Origin of the sequence: Pseudomonas sp. PDNC002, assembly GCF_016919445.1 — a bacterium.
Lineage (GTDB): Bacteria > Pseudomonadota > Gammaproteobacteria > Pseudomonadales > Pseudomonadaceae > Pseudomonas.
Genome location: NZ_CP070356.1, coordinates 2,918,057 through 2,934,010, shown reverse-complemented (window position 1 = coordinate 2,934,010; position 15,954 = coordinate 2,918,057). Strand labels below are relative to the sequence as shown.

14 protein-coding genes and 1 pseudogene are annotated in these 15,954 nt (G+C 65.7%); 12 read left to right on the top strand and 3 right to left on the bottom strand.

Annotated elements, in window-relative coordinates; genetic code table 11:
• Nucleotides 1-139 precede the first annotated feature (139 nt).
• The 5 genes from JVX91_RS13540 to JVX91_RS13520 all read left to right on the top strand — a co-directional run bounded on the left by JVX91_RS13540 (nucleotide 140) and on the right by JVX91_RS13520 (nucleotide 5,190).
• Nucleotides 140-1,468: a TRZ/ATZ family hydrolase gene (locus tag JVX91_RS13540; protein WP_205339694.1), complete on the top strand. Its 1,329-nt coding sequence runs from the start codon at nucleotides 140-142 to the stop codon at nucleotides 1,466-1,468.
• 370 nt (nucleotides 1,469-1,838) lie between these two features.
• Complete coding sequence (gene ubiG, locus JVX91_RS13535) at nucleotides 1,839-2,537, top strand: bifunctional 2-polyprenyl-6-hydroxyphenol methylase/3-demethylubiquinol 3-O-methyltransferase UbiG (RefSeq protein WP_024767043.1); 699 nt, start codon at nucleotides 1,839-1,841, stop codon at nucleotides 2,535-2,537.
• Entirely contained in the window at nucleotides 2,534-3,211 is a 678-nt protein-coding gene (gene mupP / locus JVX91_RS13530) for an N-acetylmuramic acid 6-phosphate phosphatase MupP (protein WP_205339693.1), read from the top strand. Before ubiG ends, mupP begins: the two co-directional genes overlap by 4 nt.
• 52 nt (nucleotides 3,212-3,263) lie before the next feature.
• The gene (locus JVX91_RS13525; RefSeq protein ID WP_205339692.1) at nucleotides 3,264-4,007 is read left to right on the top strand and encodes a YciK family oxidoreductase; all 744 of its coding nucleotides are present in this window, start codon (nucleotides 3,264-3,266) and stop codon (nucleotides 4,005-4,007) included.
• Nucleotides 4,008-4,263: 256 nt separating this feature from the next.
• Nucleotides 4,264-5,190, top strand: a complete 927-nt coding sequence (locus JVX91_RS13520) for a GGDEF domain-containing protein (protein WP_205339691.1) — start codon at nucleotides 4,264-4,266, stop codon at nucleotides 5,188-5,190.
• A 291-nt stretch (nucleotides 5,191-5,481) separates the two neighbouring features.
• Here the strand turns inward: JVX91_RS13520 and rluB are convergent, their stop codons facing one another.
• Nucleotides 5,482-6,987 (bottom strand): 23S rRNA pseudouridine(2605) synthase RluB, encoded by a 1,506-nt coding sequence (gene rluB, locus JVX91_RS13515; protein WP_205339690.1) that lies wholly within the window; start codon nucleotides 6,985-6,987, stop codon nucleotides 5,482-5,484.
• Between the two features lie 121 nt (nucleotides 6,988-7,108).
• On the opposite strand from rluB, the pseudogene JVX91_RS13510 reads away from it, so the two are divergent.
• The 4 genes and pseudogenes from JVX91_RS13510 (at nucleotide 7,109) to JVX91_RS13495 (ending at nucleotide 9,872) form a co-directional block, all read left to right on the top strand.
• Nucleotides 7,109-7,541, top strand: a pseudogene (locus JVX91_RS13510) (NUDIX hydrolase).
• Between the two features lie 150 nt (nucleotides 7,542-7,691).
• Nucleotides 7,692-9,119 (top strand): cytochrome-c oxidase, cbb3-type subunit I, encoded by a 1,428-nt coding sequence (gene ccoN / locus JVX91_RS13505; RefSeq protein WP_205339689.1) that lies wholly within the window; start codon nucleotides 7,692-7,694, stop codon nucleotides 9,117-9,119.
• A 1-nt stretch (nucleotide 9,120) separates the two neighbouring features.
• Nucleotides 9,121-9,351 carry a cbb3-type cytochrome c oxidase subunit 3 gene (locus tag JVX91_RS13500; protein WP_205339688.1) on the top strand — a complete coding sequence of 77 codons (231 nt, stop codon included), beginning with the start codon at nucleotides 9,121-9,123 and terminating at the stop codon, nucleotides 9,349-9,351.
• A gap of 254 nt (nucleotides 9,352-9,605) precedes the next feature.
• A complete protein-coding gene (locus JVX91_RS13495; RefSeq protein ID WP_205339687.1) occupies nucleotides 9,606-9,872 on the top strand; it encodes a DUF2790 domain-containing protein in 267 nt (88 codons plus the stop codon).
• A 124-nt stretch (nucleotides 9,873-9,996) separates the two neighbouring features.
• Here the strand turns inward: JVX91_RS13495 and JVX91_RS13490 are convergent, their stop codons facing one another.
• Nucleotides 9,997-11,901, bottom strand: coding sequence for a potassium transporter Kup (locus tag JVX91_RS13490; protein WP_205339686.1), 1,905 nt, complete (start codon nucleotides 11,899-11,901; stop codon nucleotides 9,997-9,999).
• 244 nt (nucleotides 11,902-12,145) lie between these two features.
• Here JVX91_RS13490 and rimO point away from each other — a divergent pair, with 244 nt between their 5' ends.
• The 3 genes from rimO to JVX91_RS13475 are packed head-to-tail and all read left to right on the top strand — an operon-like array spanning nucleotide 12,146 to nucleotide 14,359.
• Nucleotides 12,146-13,468, top strand: coding sequence for a 30S ribosomal protein S12 methylthiotransferase RimO (gene rimO, locus JVX91_RS13485; protein ID WP_205339685.1), 1,323 nt, complete (start codon nucleotides 12,146-12,148; stop codon nucleotides 13,466-13,468).
• Nucleotides 13,469-13,521: 53 nt separating this feature from the next.
• Nucleotides 13,522-13,983, top strand: a complete 462-nt coding sequence (locus tag JVX91_RS13480; RefSeq protein WP_205339684.1) for a DUF1456 family protein — start codon at nucleotides 13,522-13,524, stop codon at nucleotides 13,981-13,983.
• Between the two features lie 7 nt (nucleotides 13,984-13,990).
• Nucleotides 13,991-14,359, top strand: coding sequence for a DUF2784 domain-containing protein (locus tag JVX91_RS13475; RefSeq protein ID WP_205339683.1), 369 nt, complete (start codon nucleotides 13,991-13,993; stop codon nucleotides 14,357-14,359).
• On the opposite strand, the gene JVX91_RS13470 is transcribed toward JVX91_RS13475, so the two are convergent.
• The gene (locus JVX91_RS13470) at nucleotides 14,307-15,890 is read right to left on the bottom strand and encodes a glycosyltransferase family 39 protein (RefSeq protein WP_205339682.1); all 1,584 of its coding nucleotides are present in this window, start codon (nucleotides 15,888-15,890) and stop codon (nucleotides 14,307-14,309) included. The genes JVX91_RS13475 and JVX91_RS13470 overlap by 53 nt on opposite strands.
• Nucleotides 15,891-15,954 lie beyond the last annotated feature (64 nt).

The window sequence follows — 15,954 nt, the reverse complement described above, 5'->3', positions numbered from 1 at the left end:
TTCGAATGGAATCGCGGGCCTTTCCCGGCCCCCAGGAATCTTCCCGCGCAGGCGGGTAAAAGCGCCGAGTATACCGAGCCTGCGGCGGTGGCGCTCGGCTATACTCGGGCCCTTTATCAACGCGCCCAGGATGCGCTTCATGCCCACCGCCAAAGCCCTGCTCGACCTGCTGCTATTCCCCACCTGGATCGTCCCCGTGGAACCCGCCGGCGTCGTCCTGCGCGATCATGGCCTGGGCATCCGCGACGGCCGCATCGCCCTGCTTGCGCCGCGCGCCGAGGCGATGCGCCATCCAGCCACGGAAACCCGCGAGCTGCCGGGCATGCTGCTCTCCCCCGGCCTGATCAACGCCCACGGCCACGCGGCGATGAGCCTGTTCCGTGGCCTGGCCGATGATCTCGCGCTGATGACCTGGCTGCAGGAGCACATCTGGCCGGCCGAGGCCAAATGGGTCAGCGAGGACTTCGTCCGCGATGGCACCGAGCTGGCGATCGCCGAGCAACTCAAGGGCGGCATCACCTGCTTCTCTGACATGTATTTCCTGCCGCAGGTGGCCTGCGAGGCGGTACACAAGGCCGGAGTTCGCGCGCAGATCAGCGTGCCGGTGCTGGATTTCCCGGTCCCCGGCGCCCGCGATGCCGACGACGCCATCCGCCAAGGGCTGGCGCTGCGCGATGACCTCAAGCATCACCCGCGCATCAAGGTCGCCTTCGGCCCGCACGCGCCGTACACGGTCAGCGACGACAAGCTGGAAAACATCCTGATGCTCGCCGAGGAACTGGACGCCGGCATTCATATGCACGTCCACGAGACCGCCTTCGAGGTCCAGCAGGCGCTGGAGAAGCACGGCGAGCGCCCGCTGGCCCGCCTGCATCGCCTGGGCCTGCTCGGCCCGCGCTTCCAGGCCGTGCACATGACCCAGGTGAACGACGAGGACCTGGCCAGGCTGGTGGAAACCAACAGCTCGGTGGTGCACTGCCCCGAATCCAACCTCAAGCTGGCCAGCGGCTTCTGCCCCGTAGAGCGCTTGTGGCAGGCCGGCGTCAATGTCGCCATCGGCACCGACGGCGCGGCCAGCAACAATGACCTCGACCTGCTTGGCGAAACCCGCACCGCCGCCCTGTTGGCCAAGGCCGTGGCCGGCCAGGCCACCGCGCTGGATGCCCACCGCGCCCTGCGCATGGCCACCCTGAACGGCGCCCGCGCGCTGGGCATGGAGCAGGAGACCGGCAGCCTGGAGCTGGGCAAGGCCGCCGATATCACCGCCTTCGACCTTTCCGGACTGGCCCAGCAGCCGGTGTATGAGCCGGTTTCCCAGCTGATCTACGCCAGCGGCCGTGACTGCGTGCGCCACGTCTGGGTCGGCGGCAAGCAACTGCTCGAAGACGGCAAGCTCACCCGCCTGGACGAAGAGCGCCTGATCGCCGTAGCAGGCGAGTGGGGCCGGAAGATCGCCGGGGCCCGATAGATACTCCGCTCAGGAAGAGCCCCTCTCCCTAACCCTGGCTGCGCGCCCCGCTCCGAAGGGAGAGGGGACTGGATCGGCGCGAAAGTTGAGTCTGAAGGTCGCCTGATACTATGGCAGCTGGAAGCGCAGAATCCTTCACGCTGCACAGAACGCTCCCTCTCCCTTCAGGGAGAGGGCTGGGGAGAGGGTAACGCCCAGCACCAGCACTCCAAAGCCACGGCAGGCCACTTCAGGTTCGCATCCTGCTGATTGCTACACGCGCCCGACCAAGGCGCCGCTGCGACAATCTGTCATGCCGCGCCCCATCCATTCCGCGAAGCTGGCATCATAGTCAGTCTTCGTTTCCAGCTTTTTGATCAATAGGGACCCCATGAGCAACGTCGACCACGCCGAGATCGCCAAATTCGAGGCCCTCGCCCACCGCTGGTGGGACCGCGAAAGCGAGTTCAAGCCCCTGCACGACATCAACCCGCTGCGGGTCAACTGGATCGACGAGCGCGTCAGCCTCGCCGGCAAGAAGGTGCTCGACGTCGGCTGCGGCGGCGGCATCCTCAGCGAAGCCATGGCCCAGCGCGGCGCCACCGTCACCGGCATCGACATGGGCGAAGCGCCCCTGGCCGTCGCCCAGCTGCACCAGCTGGAATCCGGCGTACCGGTGGAATACCGCCGCATCACCGCCGAAGAGCTGGCCGAGGAAATGCCCGAGCAGTTCGACGTGGTGACCTGCCTGGAAATGCTCGAGCACGTGCCCGACCCGGCCTCGGTGATCCGCGCCTGCCACAAGATGGTCAAGCCCGGCGGCCAGGTGTTCTTCTCCACCATCAACCGCAACCCGAAGGCCTACCTGTTCGCCATCGTCGGCGCGGAATACGTGATGCGCCTGCTGCCGCGCGGCACCCACGACTTCAAGAAGTTCATCCGCCCCTCCGAGCTCGGCGCCTGGTCGCGTGACGCGGGCCTGGCGGTCAAGGACATCATCGGCCTGACCTACAACCCGCTGACCAAGCACTACAAGCTGGCCAACGATGTCGACGTCAACTACATGATCCAGACCCTGCGGGAGGAGTGAATCGCATGCTCAGAGCGGTTCTCTTCGACATGGACGGCACCTTGCTGGACACCGCGCCGGACTTCGTCGCCGTGTGCCAGGCGATGCTCAAGGCCCACGGCCGCGCGCCGATCGACGACCAGCGCATCCAGGACGTGGTTTCCGGCGGCGCCCGCGCCATGGTCGCCGCGACCTTCGACATGGACCCGGAAGCCCCAGGCTTCGAGACCCTGCGCCAGGAGTTCCTCGACCGCTACCAGGAGCATTGCGCCGTGTTCACCCGCCCTTATGACGGCATGGCGGAACTGCTGGAGAGCATCGAGCGCTCGCGCCTGATCTGGGGCGTGGTGACCAACAAGCCGGTGCGCTTCGCCGCGCCGATCATGGAACAGCTGGGCCTGGCCGAACGCTCCGCTGTCCTGGTCTGCCCGGACCACGTCACCAGGAGCAAGCCGGACCCGGAAATGCTCCTGCTGGCCTGCAGCCAGCTGAACATCGATCCGTCCGAAGTGCTGTTCATCGGTGACGACCTGCGCGACATCGAATCGGGCCGTGCCGCCGGGACCAAGACCGCGGCCGTGCGCTACGGCTATATCCACCCGGACGACAACCCCGCGCACTGGGGCGCCGACGTCATCGTCGACCATCCCCGCGATCTGCTGGCGGTTCTCGACCGCGCCCTCTGCTCCTGCTGAACCGAACCTCGCGAACCCGCCAGACACTGACGGGTTCCGCCAAGGAGAAACCATGTTCGACTATTCCGCCCGCCCCGACCTGCTCAAGGGCCGCGTGATCCTGGTGACCGGCGCCGGCCGCGGCATCGGCCGGGCCGCCTCGCTGACCTTCGCCGCCCACGGTGCTACCGTGCTGCTGGTGGGCAAGACCGAAGACTTCCTCAACGAGGTCTACGACGAGATCGTCGCCGCCGGCCATCCGGAACCGGTGGTGATCCCGCTGAACCTGGAAACCACCCTGCCACACCAGTACGACGAGCTGGCGGCCATGGTGGAGCAGGAGTTCGGCAAACTCGACGGCCTGCTGCACAACGCCTCGATCCTCGGCCTGCGTTCGCCCATCGAGCAGATTTCCACCGACAACTTCACCCGCGTCATGCAGGTGAACGTCAACGCCATGTTCAGCCTCACCCACACCCTGCTGCCGTTGCTCAAGCTCTCCGAGGACGCTTCGGTGGTCTTCACCTCCAGCAGCGTCGGCCGCAAGGGCCGCGCCTACTGGGGCGCCTACGCGGTGTCGAAGTTCGCCACCGAAGGCCTGATGCAGGTACTGGCGGACGAGTGCGAGGACATCACCAGCGTGCGCGCCAACAGCGTCAACCCCGGCGCCACCCGCACCGCCATGCGCGCCCACGCCTATCCGGGCGAGAACGCTTACAACAATCCGGCTCCGGAAGAAATCATGCCGGTCTACCTGTACCTCATGGGTCCGGACAGCAAGGGTGTGAACGGCCAGGCCTTCAACGCCCAGGACTAATCTGGCGGCACGAGCGTACCAGATAGTGGCGCCCTGCAGCCCAGCAGCGGCGCCGCCTCCCGCCACTTTTCTGACTCCCTTCCCTCTCCTTTCCCGGCAAAGTGCCATCATTTCGCCAGACTTCTGGCGAAACCTTTCTCCCCTCGGGAACCCTGACCGCCATCGGTCGGTCAATACGGCGTCTTTTCAGGCGTTCAGCGCGGCTGGCACGGAAATCGCTCTGTCCATCCCAAACGCCGTACAAATGGTCAACGCCATGGTTCCTCCCAAGCAGTCCAACACCATCGACTTCGATGCCGCCAAGCTCCAGCGCCTGGCCGTGCAGGAAAAGCGCAAGCCGTCGCGGCGCCCGCTGGACCTGCTGAGCCTGCGCCAACAGCTCAACCTGCAACTGCAGGCGAGCCTGGAGGCCGAGCGCATCCTCGCGGTGTTCTTCCGGGAAATTCAGCAGATGCTGCCGGTGGACTACCTGGCCTACGCCCACGCGGGCGCCGATTACCGCCTGGAATTCGGCGAGGTGGCTCGCCACAGCGCCGATTACCGCCTCACCCACGGCAGCGAATACCTGGGCGAGATCAGCTTCCGCCGGGCGCAGCGTTTCTCCGATGCCGAGTTGTCGCAACTGGAATCCCTGATGGCTTGCCTGCTCTATCCGCTGCGCAACGCCCTGCTCTACCGCGCCGCCGTGCAGTCGGCGCTGCGCGATGCATTAACCGGCACCGGCAACCGCATTGCCATGGACCAGGCGCTGGGTCGCGAGGTGGAGATTGCGCGGCGTCACCTGATGCCGCTGTCGATCCTCATGCTCGACCTCGACCATTTCAAGCAGATCAACGACGCGCACGGCCACAGCGTCGGCGACGAGGCCCTGCGTGCCGTGGCCACTGCGTTGAAGGACAGCCTGCGCAACGTCGACATGGTGTTCCGCTTCGGTGGCGAGGAATTCCTCGTGCTGCTCTCCAACACGCCCGGCGTTTCCGCCGTGCAGGTGGGTGAGCGGTTGCGCGCTGCCGTGGAGGAACTGAACCTCGCCGCCGACGGCAAGCGTTTGCCGCTCTCCATCAGCCTGGGCTGCGCCACCCTCAATGGCGGCGAAACGGTGGACGACCTGCTGCGCCGAGCTGACAACGCGCTCTACGAAGCCAAGCGCGACGGACGCAATCGGCTGGCCTGCGCCAGCTGAGTGGGCGATCACGGGCATGGCCCGCTACGAGATGCCTCTGCGCTTGGATCGACCCTCACCCTCTCCCAGGGGGAGAGGGGACCATTCGGCGCAGGTTGAAACCTTTGCGTCAGTCGGCTCGGATTGCCCCCTCTCCCTGAGGAGCGGGGCACGCAGCCAGGGCTGGGGTGATGGGGATGCACGGGCATGGATTTCCCAGAGGAAGACAGTTGCTCCTACCGGCCTGCAACTGGTAAATCGCAGGCAATAAAAAAGGACTCCGAGGAGTCCTTTTTTATTTACCACTGACGCTTAGCGCTTGAAGCCCGGACGCATGCCGTCACCGGCAGCCTGCGGACGACGCTTGGCGATCGGCTTGCGCGCTACCGGCTTGCCGGGACGCTCGGCCAGCGGAGAGCCCTTCTCGCGAGCGGGACGGTCGCTCGGAGTCTTGCGCGGAGCACGGTTTTCACCAGCATCGCTGCGCGGACCACGGGCCGGACGATCAGCACCATCGCGAGGAGCGCGAGCAGGGCGATCACCACCGGCGTCACGCGGCTTGCGCGGAGCACGGCTGTCGGCCGAATCGCTACGCGGGCCACGGGCCGGGCGGTCACCGGCATCACGCGGAGCGCGAGCGGGACGATCACCACCGGCGTCACGCGGCTTACGCGGAGCACGACTATCAGCCGCGTCGCCGCGAGGGGCACGAGCCGGACGATCACCACCCGCATCACGCGGAGCACGAGCCGGACGCTCGCCAGCACCATCACGCGAGTGGCGCGGGGCACGGCTGTCAGCGGAGTCGCCGCGCGGCGCGCGCGCAGGGCGCTCATCGGAGTCACGCGCGGCACGGGCCGGGCGTTCACCGGCGGCGGGACGCGGCGCACGTTGCGGGCGCTCGCCTTCGGCGTGTTCCTTGCGAGTCCGCGAACCACGACCCGGACGCTCGCTCGGGGCAAGTTTCTTGCCGAGCTTGCGCTCCTGGCGCTCAACCTTCTCTTTGGTCTTGGTCGACACGGCGGGCAGGGCGACCGGCGTCAGGCCGACTTCCTCGCTGAGGATGTCCAGCTCGCGCTGGCCCATTTCGCGGTAGCGCCCCATGGTCAGTTCGGAGGTCAGGAACACCGGTCCGAAGCGCACGCGCTTCAGGCGGCTGACCACCACGCCCTGGGATTCCCACAGGCGGCGAACTTCGCGGTTACGGCCTTCCATCACCACGACGTGGTACCAGTGGTTGAAGCCTTCACCGCCCGGCGCTTCCTGGATGTCGCTGAACTTGGCGGGGCCGTCTTCGAGCATCACGCCGGCTTTCAGGCGTTCGATCATCTCTTCGTCGACTTCGCCGCGTACGCGCACGGCGTACTCGCGGTCCATCTCGTAGGACGGGTGCATCAGGCGGTTGGCCAGCTCACCGTCGGTGGTGAACATCAGCAGGCCGGTGGTGTTGATGTCCAGGCGGCCAACGTTGATCCAGCGGCCGCTGCGCAGACGCGGCAGGCGGTCGAAGACGGTGGGGCGACCTTCCGGGTCGTCACGGGTGCAGACTTCGCCTTCGGGCTTGTTGTAGATCAGGACGCGGCGGACATGCTCTTCAATCTTTTCACGCTTGAGCAGGCGGTCATCGACGGCGATGGCATCGCGGTCGCCCACGCGTTGGCCAAGGGTGGCGACGGCGCCATTTACCTTGACCCGGCCTTCCTCGATCCAGGCTTCGACGTCGCGGCGCGAGCCCACGCCCATGCGGGCCAGGACTTTCTGCAGCTTCTCGCCTTCCGGAGCGGGGGTCAGTTCTGTGTTTTCGTGCTGGTCGTTCATCTCGGCACCTCCCGGTGTGTCGTGCAACGAAGAAAAAGGTCGCGCATCATACGCGCTTGTGTGCGGCAAAGCACCGCCCGCGAACGGGAAAGACTAGCCGACTTACAAGGGGAACGGGTCCATGCACGGCGACGACGATTTCACCGGGGCGAAACTGGCGCTGTTCCATGCTGGCCAGTTGGTGGTCTACAAGCGCGACGACAAGCCGGGAATCCCCTACCCCGGCTGCTGGGACTTTCCCGGCGGCGGCCGCGAAGGCGACAAACCCGGCGCAATGCGCGCTGCGCGAGCTGGAAGAAGAGTTTGGCCTGCGCCTGGGCGAGCAACGCATCGAATGGCAACGCCGCTACCCTGCCACGCACGGCCCCGCGCCCTGGGCCTGGTTCCTGGTGGCGCGGCTGCAGCAGGCGGAGTTCGAGGCCATCCGTTTCGGCGATGAGGGCCAGTACTGGCGGCTGATGCACGTCAGCGAATACCTCGCCGAGGAACAGGCCGTGGGTTACCTGCAGGAACGCCTGCGGCATTTCCTCGCAGGGCGCATGGACATCGCCTGAATCCGCGCGCCGGGCCGCTGATACGCATTTGAGCGGCCCATCTGAATCTGTTTCCCCTGCTCGCATTTTCCTAGATTGCCCGCTCACCGGAGCGCCCTGGTTTTCCTCCAGCGCTGCGCCCGGACGTTCTGTCACAAGCGGGAATCCAGCATGAACACGAGAAGCACGGAGCAGGCGTACAACTACAAGGTGGTCCGCCAATTCGCCATCATGACGGTGGTCTGGGGCGTCGTCGGCATGGCCATGGGGGTACTGATCGCCTCCCAACTGGTCTGGCCGCAACTGAACCTGGACCTGCCATGGACCAGTTTCGGGCGCCTGCGCCCGCTGCACACCAGCCTGGTGATCTTCGCCTTCGGCGGTTGCGCACTGTTCGCCACCAGCTACTACACGGTGCAGCGCACCTGCCAGACGCGGCTGTTCTCCGACAGCCTCGCGGCCTTCACCTTCTGGGGCTGGCAGGCGCTGATCGTGGTGATGATGATCAGCCTGCCGCTGGGCTACACGACCACCAAGGAATACGCCGAGATCGAGTTCACCGGCGCGGTGTGGATGGCCATCGTCTGGGTCGCCTACGCCGTGGTGTTCTTCGGCACGCTGATGAAGCGCAAGACGCCGCACATCTATGTGGGCAACTGGTTCTTCGCCGCCTTCATCCTGGTCACGGCGATGCTGCACATCGTCAACCATCTGGCCATTCCGGTGGACTGGTTCAAGTCCTACCCGGTCTACTCCGGCGCCACCGATGCCATGGTGCAGTGGTGGTACGGGCACAACGCCGTCGGCTTCTTCCTCACCACCGGCTTCCTCGGGATGATGTATTACTTCGTGCCCAAGCAGGCCGGGCGCCCGGTGTATTCCTATCGGCTGTCCATCGTCCACTTCTGGGCGCTGATCACTCTCTATATCTGGGCCGGCCCGCACCACCTGCACTACACCGCCCTGCCCGACTGGGCGCAATCCCTCGGCATGGTGATGTCGCTGATCCTCCTGGCGCCCAGCTGGGGCGGGATGATCAACGGCATGATGACCCTCTCCGGCGCCTGGCATAAGTTGCGCACCGACCCGATCCTGCGCTTCCTCGTGGTCTCGCTGGCGTTCTACGGCATGTCGACCTTCGAGGGTCCCATGATGGCGATCAAGACCGTCAACGCCCTGTCTCACTACACTGACTGGACCATCGGCCACGTCCATGCCGGCGCGCTGGGCTGGGTGGCGATGATTTCCATCGGCTCGCTCTATCACCTGATCCCCAAGGTCTTCGGTCGCGAACAGATGCACAGCATCGGACTGATCAACGCACACTTCTGGCTGGCCACCATCGGCACGGTGCTCTACATCGCCTCGATGTGGGTCAACGGCATCACCCAGGGCCTGATGTGGCGGGCGGTGAACGCCGACGGCACGCTCACCTACTCCTTCGTCGAAGCGCTGCAGGCCAGCCACCCCGGCTTCGTGGTGCGCATGACCGGCGGGCTGATGTTCCTCAGCGGCATGCTGCTGATGGCCTGGAACACCTGGGTCACCGTGCGCCAGGCACGGCCCGAGGCGATGCGCGTCGCCGAGCGGATGGCCTGAGATGACGCTCTGGCTGGGGCTGGTCGGCCTGCTGGCGCTGTATTTCGGCGTCGGCTGGAGCCTGCGGGCGCACCGCGAGCGCGGCATCGAGGAGGCCAGCATGCTGCCCTTCGCCGATGACGAGGACGTCGCCCGGCGCATGGAAAAGGCCACCGGCCGCAGCCGAACCGGTTGCGCCTGCCCTGGCCAGTGCCGGGGCGACTGCGAGCACTGGCGCGACTGGCAGCCCTAGCGCGCCACTTTGCGGGCATGCCTGCGACAGGGCGCCACATCACCTCCATCAATTTTCATTAGCAAGCACATCAATTTCCCGGCGGGCGCCCCGAGGAGGAATATCACTCCCGTGCCCCGCCACCTGATGGACGCCTGAAGCATCGTCCCCTGTCCTGTCTGGACCCCAGGACAGACATCATCGATGCCAGTGCTCCCCGGTGGGGCTTTCAAACCCATTCAAGGGCCACAGGCCCTTCACCGAGGAAACAAAGAATGAAGCTTGCCTCTGTCGTGTCGGCTGTCATCTCCAGCCTCGCCCCGATGGCTTTTGCCCAGGACGCAATCAAGACCCCCGGCGCCGATCTGCCGGCCACCGAATACCACTACGGCATGTCCCTGGACGTCGACAAGGTGCTGCACCGCACCGACAACTCCGGCAAGGTCGGCATCGTGCCGGCATACATGGTCTACCAGGATCACGAAGGCCAGACCCACAAGGTCCGTTTCCTCGAATGGGGCGGCAGCACCAGCCAGGGCTGAGTTTCAGCGAACATCGCCTTCCGGCCGTCTTGGCCAAACCCCGCGAGCCAGTGGTGGCGGTCGGGGGGCGATCCTAGAAAGAAAAAGCGCGCCAATTGGCGCGCTTTTTCGTACGGGTGGCAGATCAGATTTCCACCTGCGTCCCCAGCTCGATCACCCGGTTCAGCGGCAGGTTGAAGTAGCGCAGGTTGCCGTTGGCGTTCTTCAGCAGGAAGGCGAACAGCGCCTCGCGCCAGCGCGCCATGCCGATCAGCTTCGACGGGATCACGGTCTCGCGGCTGAGGAAGTAGGTGGTACGCATCGGGCTGAAATCCAGCTCGTTGAGGTGGCACAGCTTGAGCGCCTGCGGAATGTCCGGGTCCTCGATGAAGCCGAAGTGCAACACCACGCGGAAGAAGCCCTCGCCGTAGGCGTCCACCTCGAAGCGGCGATCCGGGGCGACCCGCGGGCTGTCTTCGTTGACCACGGTGAGCAGCACGACCTGCTCATGCAGCACCTGGTTGTGCAGCAGGTTGTGCAACAGCGCATGAGGCACCGCGTCGGAACGTGCGGTCAGGAACACCGCAGTACCTTGAACGCGGTGCGGTGGCTGCGAGCGGATGCTGGAAATGAACAGCGGCAGCGGCAACGAGCCTTCGTCCAGGCGGTCCACCAGCAGTTGGCGACCGCGCTTCCAGGTGGTCATCAGGATGAACAGGCCGATACCGGCGATCACCGGGAAGGCACCGCCCTGGACGACCTTGGGCAGGTTGGCGGCGAAGAACAGGGTGTCGACGAACAGCATCATCAGGAAGAACGGAATCGCCAGCCACAGCGGCCATTTCCACATCAGCCAGACCACCACGCCCATCAGCAGCGTGGTCATCAGCATGGTGCCAGTCACCGCCACCCCGTAGGCCGAGGCCAACGCGGCGGAGGACTCGAAGCCCAGCACCAGCAGCACCACGCCGACCATCAGCGCCCAGTTCACCATGCCGATATAGATCTGCCCCTGCTCGTGGCTGGAGGTGTGCTGGATCACCATGCGCGGCACGTAGCCGAGCTGGATGGCCTGGCGGGTCAGGGAGAAGGCGCCGGAAATCACCGCCTGGGACGCAATCACCGTGGCCGCGGTGGACAACGCCACCATTGGCACCAGCGCCCAGCCCGGAGCTGTCAGGTAGAAGGGGTTACGCGCGGCTTCCGGGTTGACCAGGATGGTCGCGCCCTGGCCGAAGTAGTTCAGCACCAGCGCCGGCAGCACCAGGGCAAACCAGGCGCGGGCGATGGGCTTGCGGCCGAAGTGGCCCATGTCGGCGTACAGCGCTTCGGCACCGGTCAGCGCCAGCACGGTGGCACCGAGGATGGCAACGCCGATGCCCGGGTGGGAAATGAAGAAGTTGACGGCCCAGGCCGGGTTCATCGCCTTCAGCACTTCCGGCTGCTGCGACACGCCGTAGGCCCCCAGCGCCGCCAGCGCCACGAACCACGCCACCATCACCGGGCCGAAGAGAATGCCGATGCGCGCGGTGCCGTGCTTCTGGATGAGGAACAGGCCGACCAGCACGATCAGCGACAGCGGCACCACCCAGTGCTCAAGACCGTCGAACGCGATCTCCAGGCCCTCGATGGCCGAGAGGACCGAGATCGCCGGGGTGATCATACTGTCGCCATAGAAGAGCGCCGCGCCGATCAGGCCGGCGACCACCACCATCGCCTGCAGCCTGCGGCGCCCAGTGGCGGCCCGGCGGGCCAGCGCGGACAGTGCCATCACCCCGCCCTCGCCCTGGTTGTCGGCGCGCAGCACGAAGATCACGTACTTGATCGACACCACCCAGATCAGCGACCAGAAGATCAGCGACAGCACGCCAAGCACACCATCGTGGTTGGCTTGCACGCCGTAACCGCCGACGAAGACTTCCTTGAGGGTGTACAGCGGGCTGGTGCCGATATCGCCGTAGCAGACGCCCACGGCGCCGACCATCAGGCCGACGGCGGAGCTGGAATGGGGCTGCTCATGCTCAACGGTGCCGGCGCTTGCATCGGACATGTAACAAAATTCCTCAAAAAAATTCGGCGCATCCTGCTCCGACCCTTTCGTCGATGCAAGAGTCGGGTGCGATCGTTCTGAATGACTATAGAGCCTGTTGCCTACAATTACCGGGCAATCCGGGCTGTCCAGCGGCGTGCGACAGACTGTCCCAGAGAGGCTGGTCAAGTGCGCGGGACGCCGCTAGAATTGCGCACTTTTTGATCAGAGGCGCCGCCAGCGCGCCCTTCGAGGTTAGCCGCACATGTCCACCGCCACACCCAAAGTAGGATTCGTCTCGCTCGGATGCCCGAAAGCGACTGTCGACTCCGAACGCATCCTCACCCAACTGCGCATGGAAGGGTACGAAATCGTCCCCACCTACCAGGACGCGGACGTGGTGGTGGTGAACACCTGCGGCTTCATCGATAGCGCCAAGGCCGAGTCCCTGGATGCCATCGGCGAAGCCATCGCCGAAAACGGCAAGGTGATCGTCACCGGCTGCATGGGCGTCGCCGAAGACAGCATCCGCGACGTGCACCCCAGCGTGCTGGCCGTGACCGGCCCGCAGCAGTACGAGCAGGTGGTCAACGCCGTCCACGAAGTGATCCCGCCCAAGGCCGAGCACAACCCGCTGATCGACCTGGTGCCGCCGCAAGGCATCAAGCTGACCCCGCGCCACTACGCCTACCTGAAGATTTCCGAAGGCTGCAACCACAGTTGCAGCTTCTGCATCATCCCGTCGATGCGCGGCAAGCTGGTCAGCCGCCCGGTGGGCGACGTGCTCAGCGAAGCCCAGCGCCTGGTGAAAGCCGGCGTGAAGGAGCTGCTGGTCATCTCCCAGGACACCAGCGCCTACGGCGTGGACCTGAAGTACAAGATGGATTTCTGGGACGGCCAGCCGGTGAAGACCCGCATGCTGGAGCTGTGCCAGGCGCTCTCCTCGATGGGCGTATGGGTGCGCCTGCACTACGTCTACCCGTACCCCAACGTCGACGACGTGATCCCGCTGATGGCCGAGGGCAAGCTGCTGCCTTACCTCGACATCCCCTTCCAGCACGCCAGCCCGAAAGTGCTCAAGTCCATGAAGCGCCCCGCCTTCGAGGACAAGACCCTGGCGCGCATCAAGAAGTGGCGCGAGATCTGCCCCGAGCTGACCATCCGCTCCACCTTCATCGTCGGCTTCCCCGGCGAGACCGAGGAAGACTTCCAGTACCTGCTGGACTGGCTGACCGAAGCCCAGCTCGACCGCGTCGGCTGCTTCCAGTACTCCCCGGTGGAAGGCGCCCCGGCCAACGACCTGGGCCTGGAAATCGTCCCCGATGACGTCAAGCAGGACCGTTGGGAGCGCTTCATGGCGCACCAGCAGGCCATTTCCGCCGCCCGCCTGCAGCTGAAGATCGGCAAGGAAATCGAAGTGCTGATCGACGAAGTGGACGACGAAGGCGCTGTAGGCCGCTCCTTCGCCGACGCCCCGGAAATCGACGGCGCCGTGTACATCGACACCTTCGATGTGAAGCCGGGCGACAAGGTGCGCGTACGCATCACCGACGCCGACGAGTACGACCTCTGGGCCGAACTGGTCTGATCCGCAAAAGCCCCGCCGATGCGGGGCTTTTCATTTCTGCTATTGGAAAGCCCATGACCAACAACGACGTACTGCGCAGCCTGCGCTACCTGCTGGACATCCGCGATGCGCAGGTCGCCGAGATCACCGCGCTGGCCGGCTTCAACCTCAGCGCCGAGGACGTCGGCGCCTTCCTCGCCCGCGACGACGAGCCGGGCTTCAAGCCGTGCAGCGACCGCGTGCTGGCGCATTTCCTCGACGGCCTGATCATCCATCGCCGCGGCCGCGACGAATCCCGCCCGCTGCCGCCGGTGGAGCTGCCGCTGACCAACAACATCACCCTGAAGAAACTGCGCGTGGCCTTCGAGCTTCGTGACGACGATATCCTCGCGATCCTCGACAGCGTCAACTTCATCGTCACCAAGACGGAACTGGGCGCGCTGTTCCGCAAGCCCGGCCACAACAACTACCGGCCCTGCGGCGACCAGTTGCTGCGCAACTTCCTCAAGGGCCTGACCCAACGCCAGCAGCGCTGAGGCCGCCGTGCTCTATCGCCTGGCCGCCGACGCCGTCGTCCTGCTGCACCTGGGGTTCATCCTCTTCGTGCTGCTCGGCGGCCTGCTGGTACTGCGCTGGCCGCGCCTGACCTGGTTGCACGTGCCGGCGGCGGCCTGGGGCATGGCGGTGGAATTCCTCCACCTCTATTGCCCGCTGACACCACTGGAAAACCACTTCCGTCAATTGGCCGGCGACAACGGCTACAGCGGCGGTTTCATCGAGCACTACCTGATCCCGCTGATCTACCCCGCCGGCCTGACCGAGGCGACGCAAGTCGTCCTCGGCCTGGTGGTCGTGGCGGTCAATCTGCCGCCTTACCTGCTTCTGCTGCGCCGGGCGCTGCATTCGCGCTGAGCGGCTTGCCCGCCGGCAGATAGGCCAGGCTAGCCTCCTTGTTCTTCGCGTGCCCCAAACGCTGGCCGTTGTTGAGCCCGGACTCGATCAGCCGGTGATCCGCCGTCAGCCAGTTCAGCGGCTGCGTACCTTCATGCGTCACCTGGGAAATGATCAGGGTGCGCGCCGGGTCCCAATCCTCACCGGTGCGCTGGCGCAGCCAGGCGAACAGCGCGGCGCTGTCGCCCTGGGGATAACCGGAGTGGATGTAGAGGAAGGGATGCGCTTGCCGCTCGCCACGCCGCTCCAGGTACATCGGCAGGCGCGCATCGTCATCGCCGAGAATCAGCACCCGCCACTGCGACCAGGGCGCGGTCTGCTCCGCCGCTGCACGCACCTCCTTGGCAAACAGCGGAACCCCGCCTCCGCCGTTGCTCCACGGGTAGGCCACGCCCAGCACCAGCAGCATCACCGCTGCGCCTGCCCCCACCGAACGCGGCCAGACGCGACCCAGTCCGACGAGCCCACGCTCATGCCGCGATTCGACCACCCACCAGGCCGCCAGCAACTGGGCAAACGGCACCAGGGGAAGCACGTAGTAGCTGCGCCGGCTGCCGCTGGCGGTGAAGAACACGAACAGCAGCACCAGTGCCCAGACCAACCAGCGCGCGTTGGGCTCCAGCTGCTTCCAGCGACGCTCAGCAAACCACAGCCCGACGATCCATAACGGCGCCCAGGGTAGCGTGTAGGCCGGCAGGTAAAGCAGGTACGTATAGATCGGCCCCTCATGGTCGAAGGGCTGGAAGAAGCGCACCACGTTCTCGCGGAACACCAGCGCCAGCCCACTCTCGCCATAACTGGGCTGGCCGTACATATGCGACAGCACGAAGGGAATCGCGTACACCGCGCCCGCGACCACCAGCGCGGCCAGCAGCCGCAGATTGAGGTGGCGGCGCCAGCGCCCGTCGCCGAGCAGATGCGGCAGCAACACCAGCCCCGGCAGGACGAAGCCGATCAGCCCCTTGCACAGCGATGTCAGCGACAGGATCAAGAAGAAGCCGAGGTAGCTTGAGAAGCGCGTGTCTTCAGGGTCACGCCAGTACCAGGCAAGCGCCGCCAGCACGCCGAACACCGTAAGCATGTCCGCCGTCGCCACCCGCGCCCAGAACAGGAAATAAAAGGTGGTCGCCAGCAGCCAGCCGGCCAGCAACCCGGTGCCCTTGCGCAGCAGGCGTTCGCCCAGCCACCAGGTCAGCCAGACGCTGCCCAGCCCGGCCAGCACCGAGCTGGCGCGCAACGTCCAGTGATTGAGACCGAACAGGCTGGCCGGCGCGGTGATCAGCCAGTACGACAGCAGCGGCTTGTCGTAATACGGCGCGCCACGCAGGTAGGGATCGAAGTAATCCCCCGACTGCAGCATCTGCAACGCGATATCCGCCCAGCGGACTTCCGGCCCCCAGACCTCGCGCGCGCCCAGGCCGAACACCATCAATACCAGCGTGACGCCCAACAGCAGCGCCAGCGCCCTGCGCTCTTCATTCCAGCTCCGCATGCGTTCTTTCCCCCGAGCACGCCCAGTCATGCGCCCGGACACTAGGGCAGCGATGGTTATGCCG

Coding starts and splice junctions, on each gene's coding strand:
- JVX91_RS13480 (WP_205339684.1), top strand. CDS start 13,522: ATGACCAACAACGACGTACTGCGCAGCCTGCGCTACCTGCTGGACATC.
- ubiG (WP_024767043.1), top strand. CDS start 1,839: ATGAGCAACGTCGACCACGCCGAGATCGCCAAATTCGAGGCCCTCGCC.
- JVX91_RS13495 (WP_205339687.1), top strand. CDS start 9,606: ATGAAGCTTGCCTCTGTCGTGTCGGCTGTCATCTCCAGCCTCGCCCCG.
- JVX91_RS13470 (WP_205339682.1), bottom strand. CDS start 15,890: ATGCGGAGCTGGAATGAAGAGCGCAGGGCGCTGGCGCTGCTGTTGGGC.
- JVX91_RS13520 (WP_205339691.1), top strand. CDS start 4,264: ATGGTTCCTCCCAAGCAGTCCAACACCATCGACTTCGATGCCGCCAAG.
- rluB (WP_205339690.1), bottom strand. CDS start 6,987: ATGAACGACCAGCACGAAAACACAGAACTGACCCCCGCTCCGGAAGGC.
- rimO (WP_205339685.1), top strand. CDS start 12,146: ATGTCCACCGCCACACCCAAAGTAGGATTCGTCTCGCTCGGATGCCCG.
- ccoN (WP_205339689.1), top strand. CDS start 7,692: ATGAACACGAGAAGCACGGAGCAGGCGTACAACTACAAGGTGGTCCGC.
- JVX91_RS13540 (WP_205339694.1), top strand. CDS start 140: ATGCCCACCGCCAAAGCCCTGCTCGACCTGCTGCTATTCCCCACCTGG.
- JVX91_RS13500 (WP_205339688.1), top strand. CDS start 9,121: ATGACGCTCTGGCTGGGGCTGGTCGGCCTGCTGGCGCTGTATTTCGGC.
- JVX91_RS13525 (WP_205339692.1), top strand. CDS start 3,264: ATGTTCGACTATTCCGCCCGCCCCGACCTGCTCAAGGGCCGCGTGATC.
- JVX91_RS13490 (WP_205339686.1), bottom strand. CDS start 11,901: ATGTCCGATGCAAGCGCCGGCACCGTTGAGCATGAGCAGCCCCATTCC.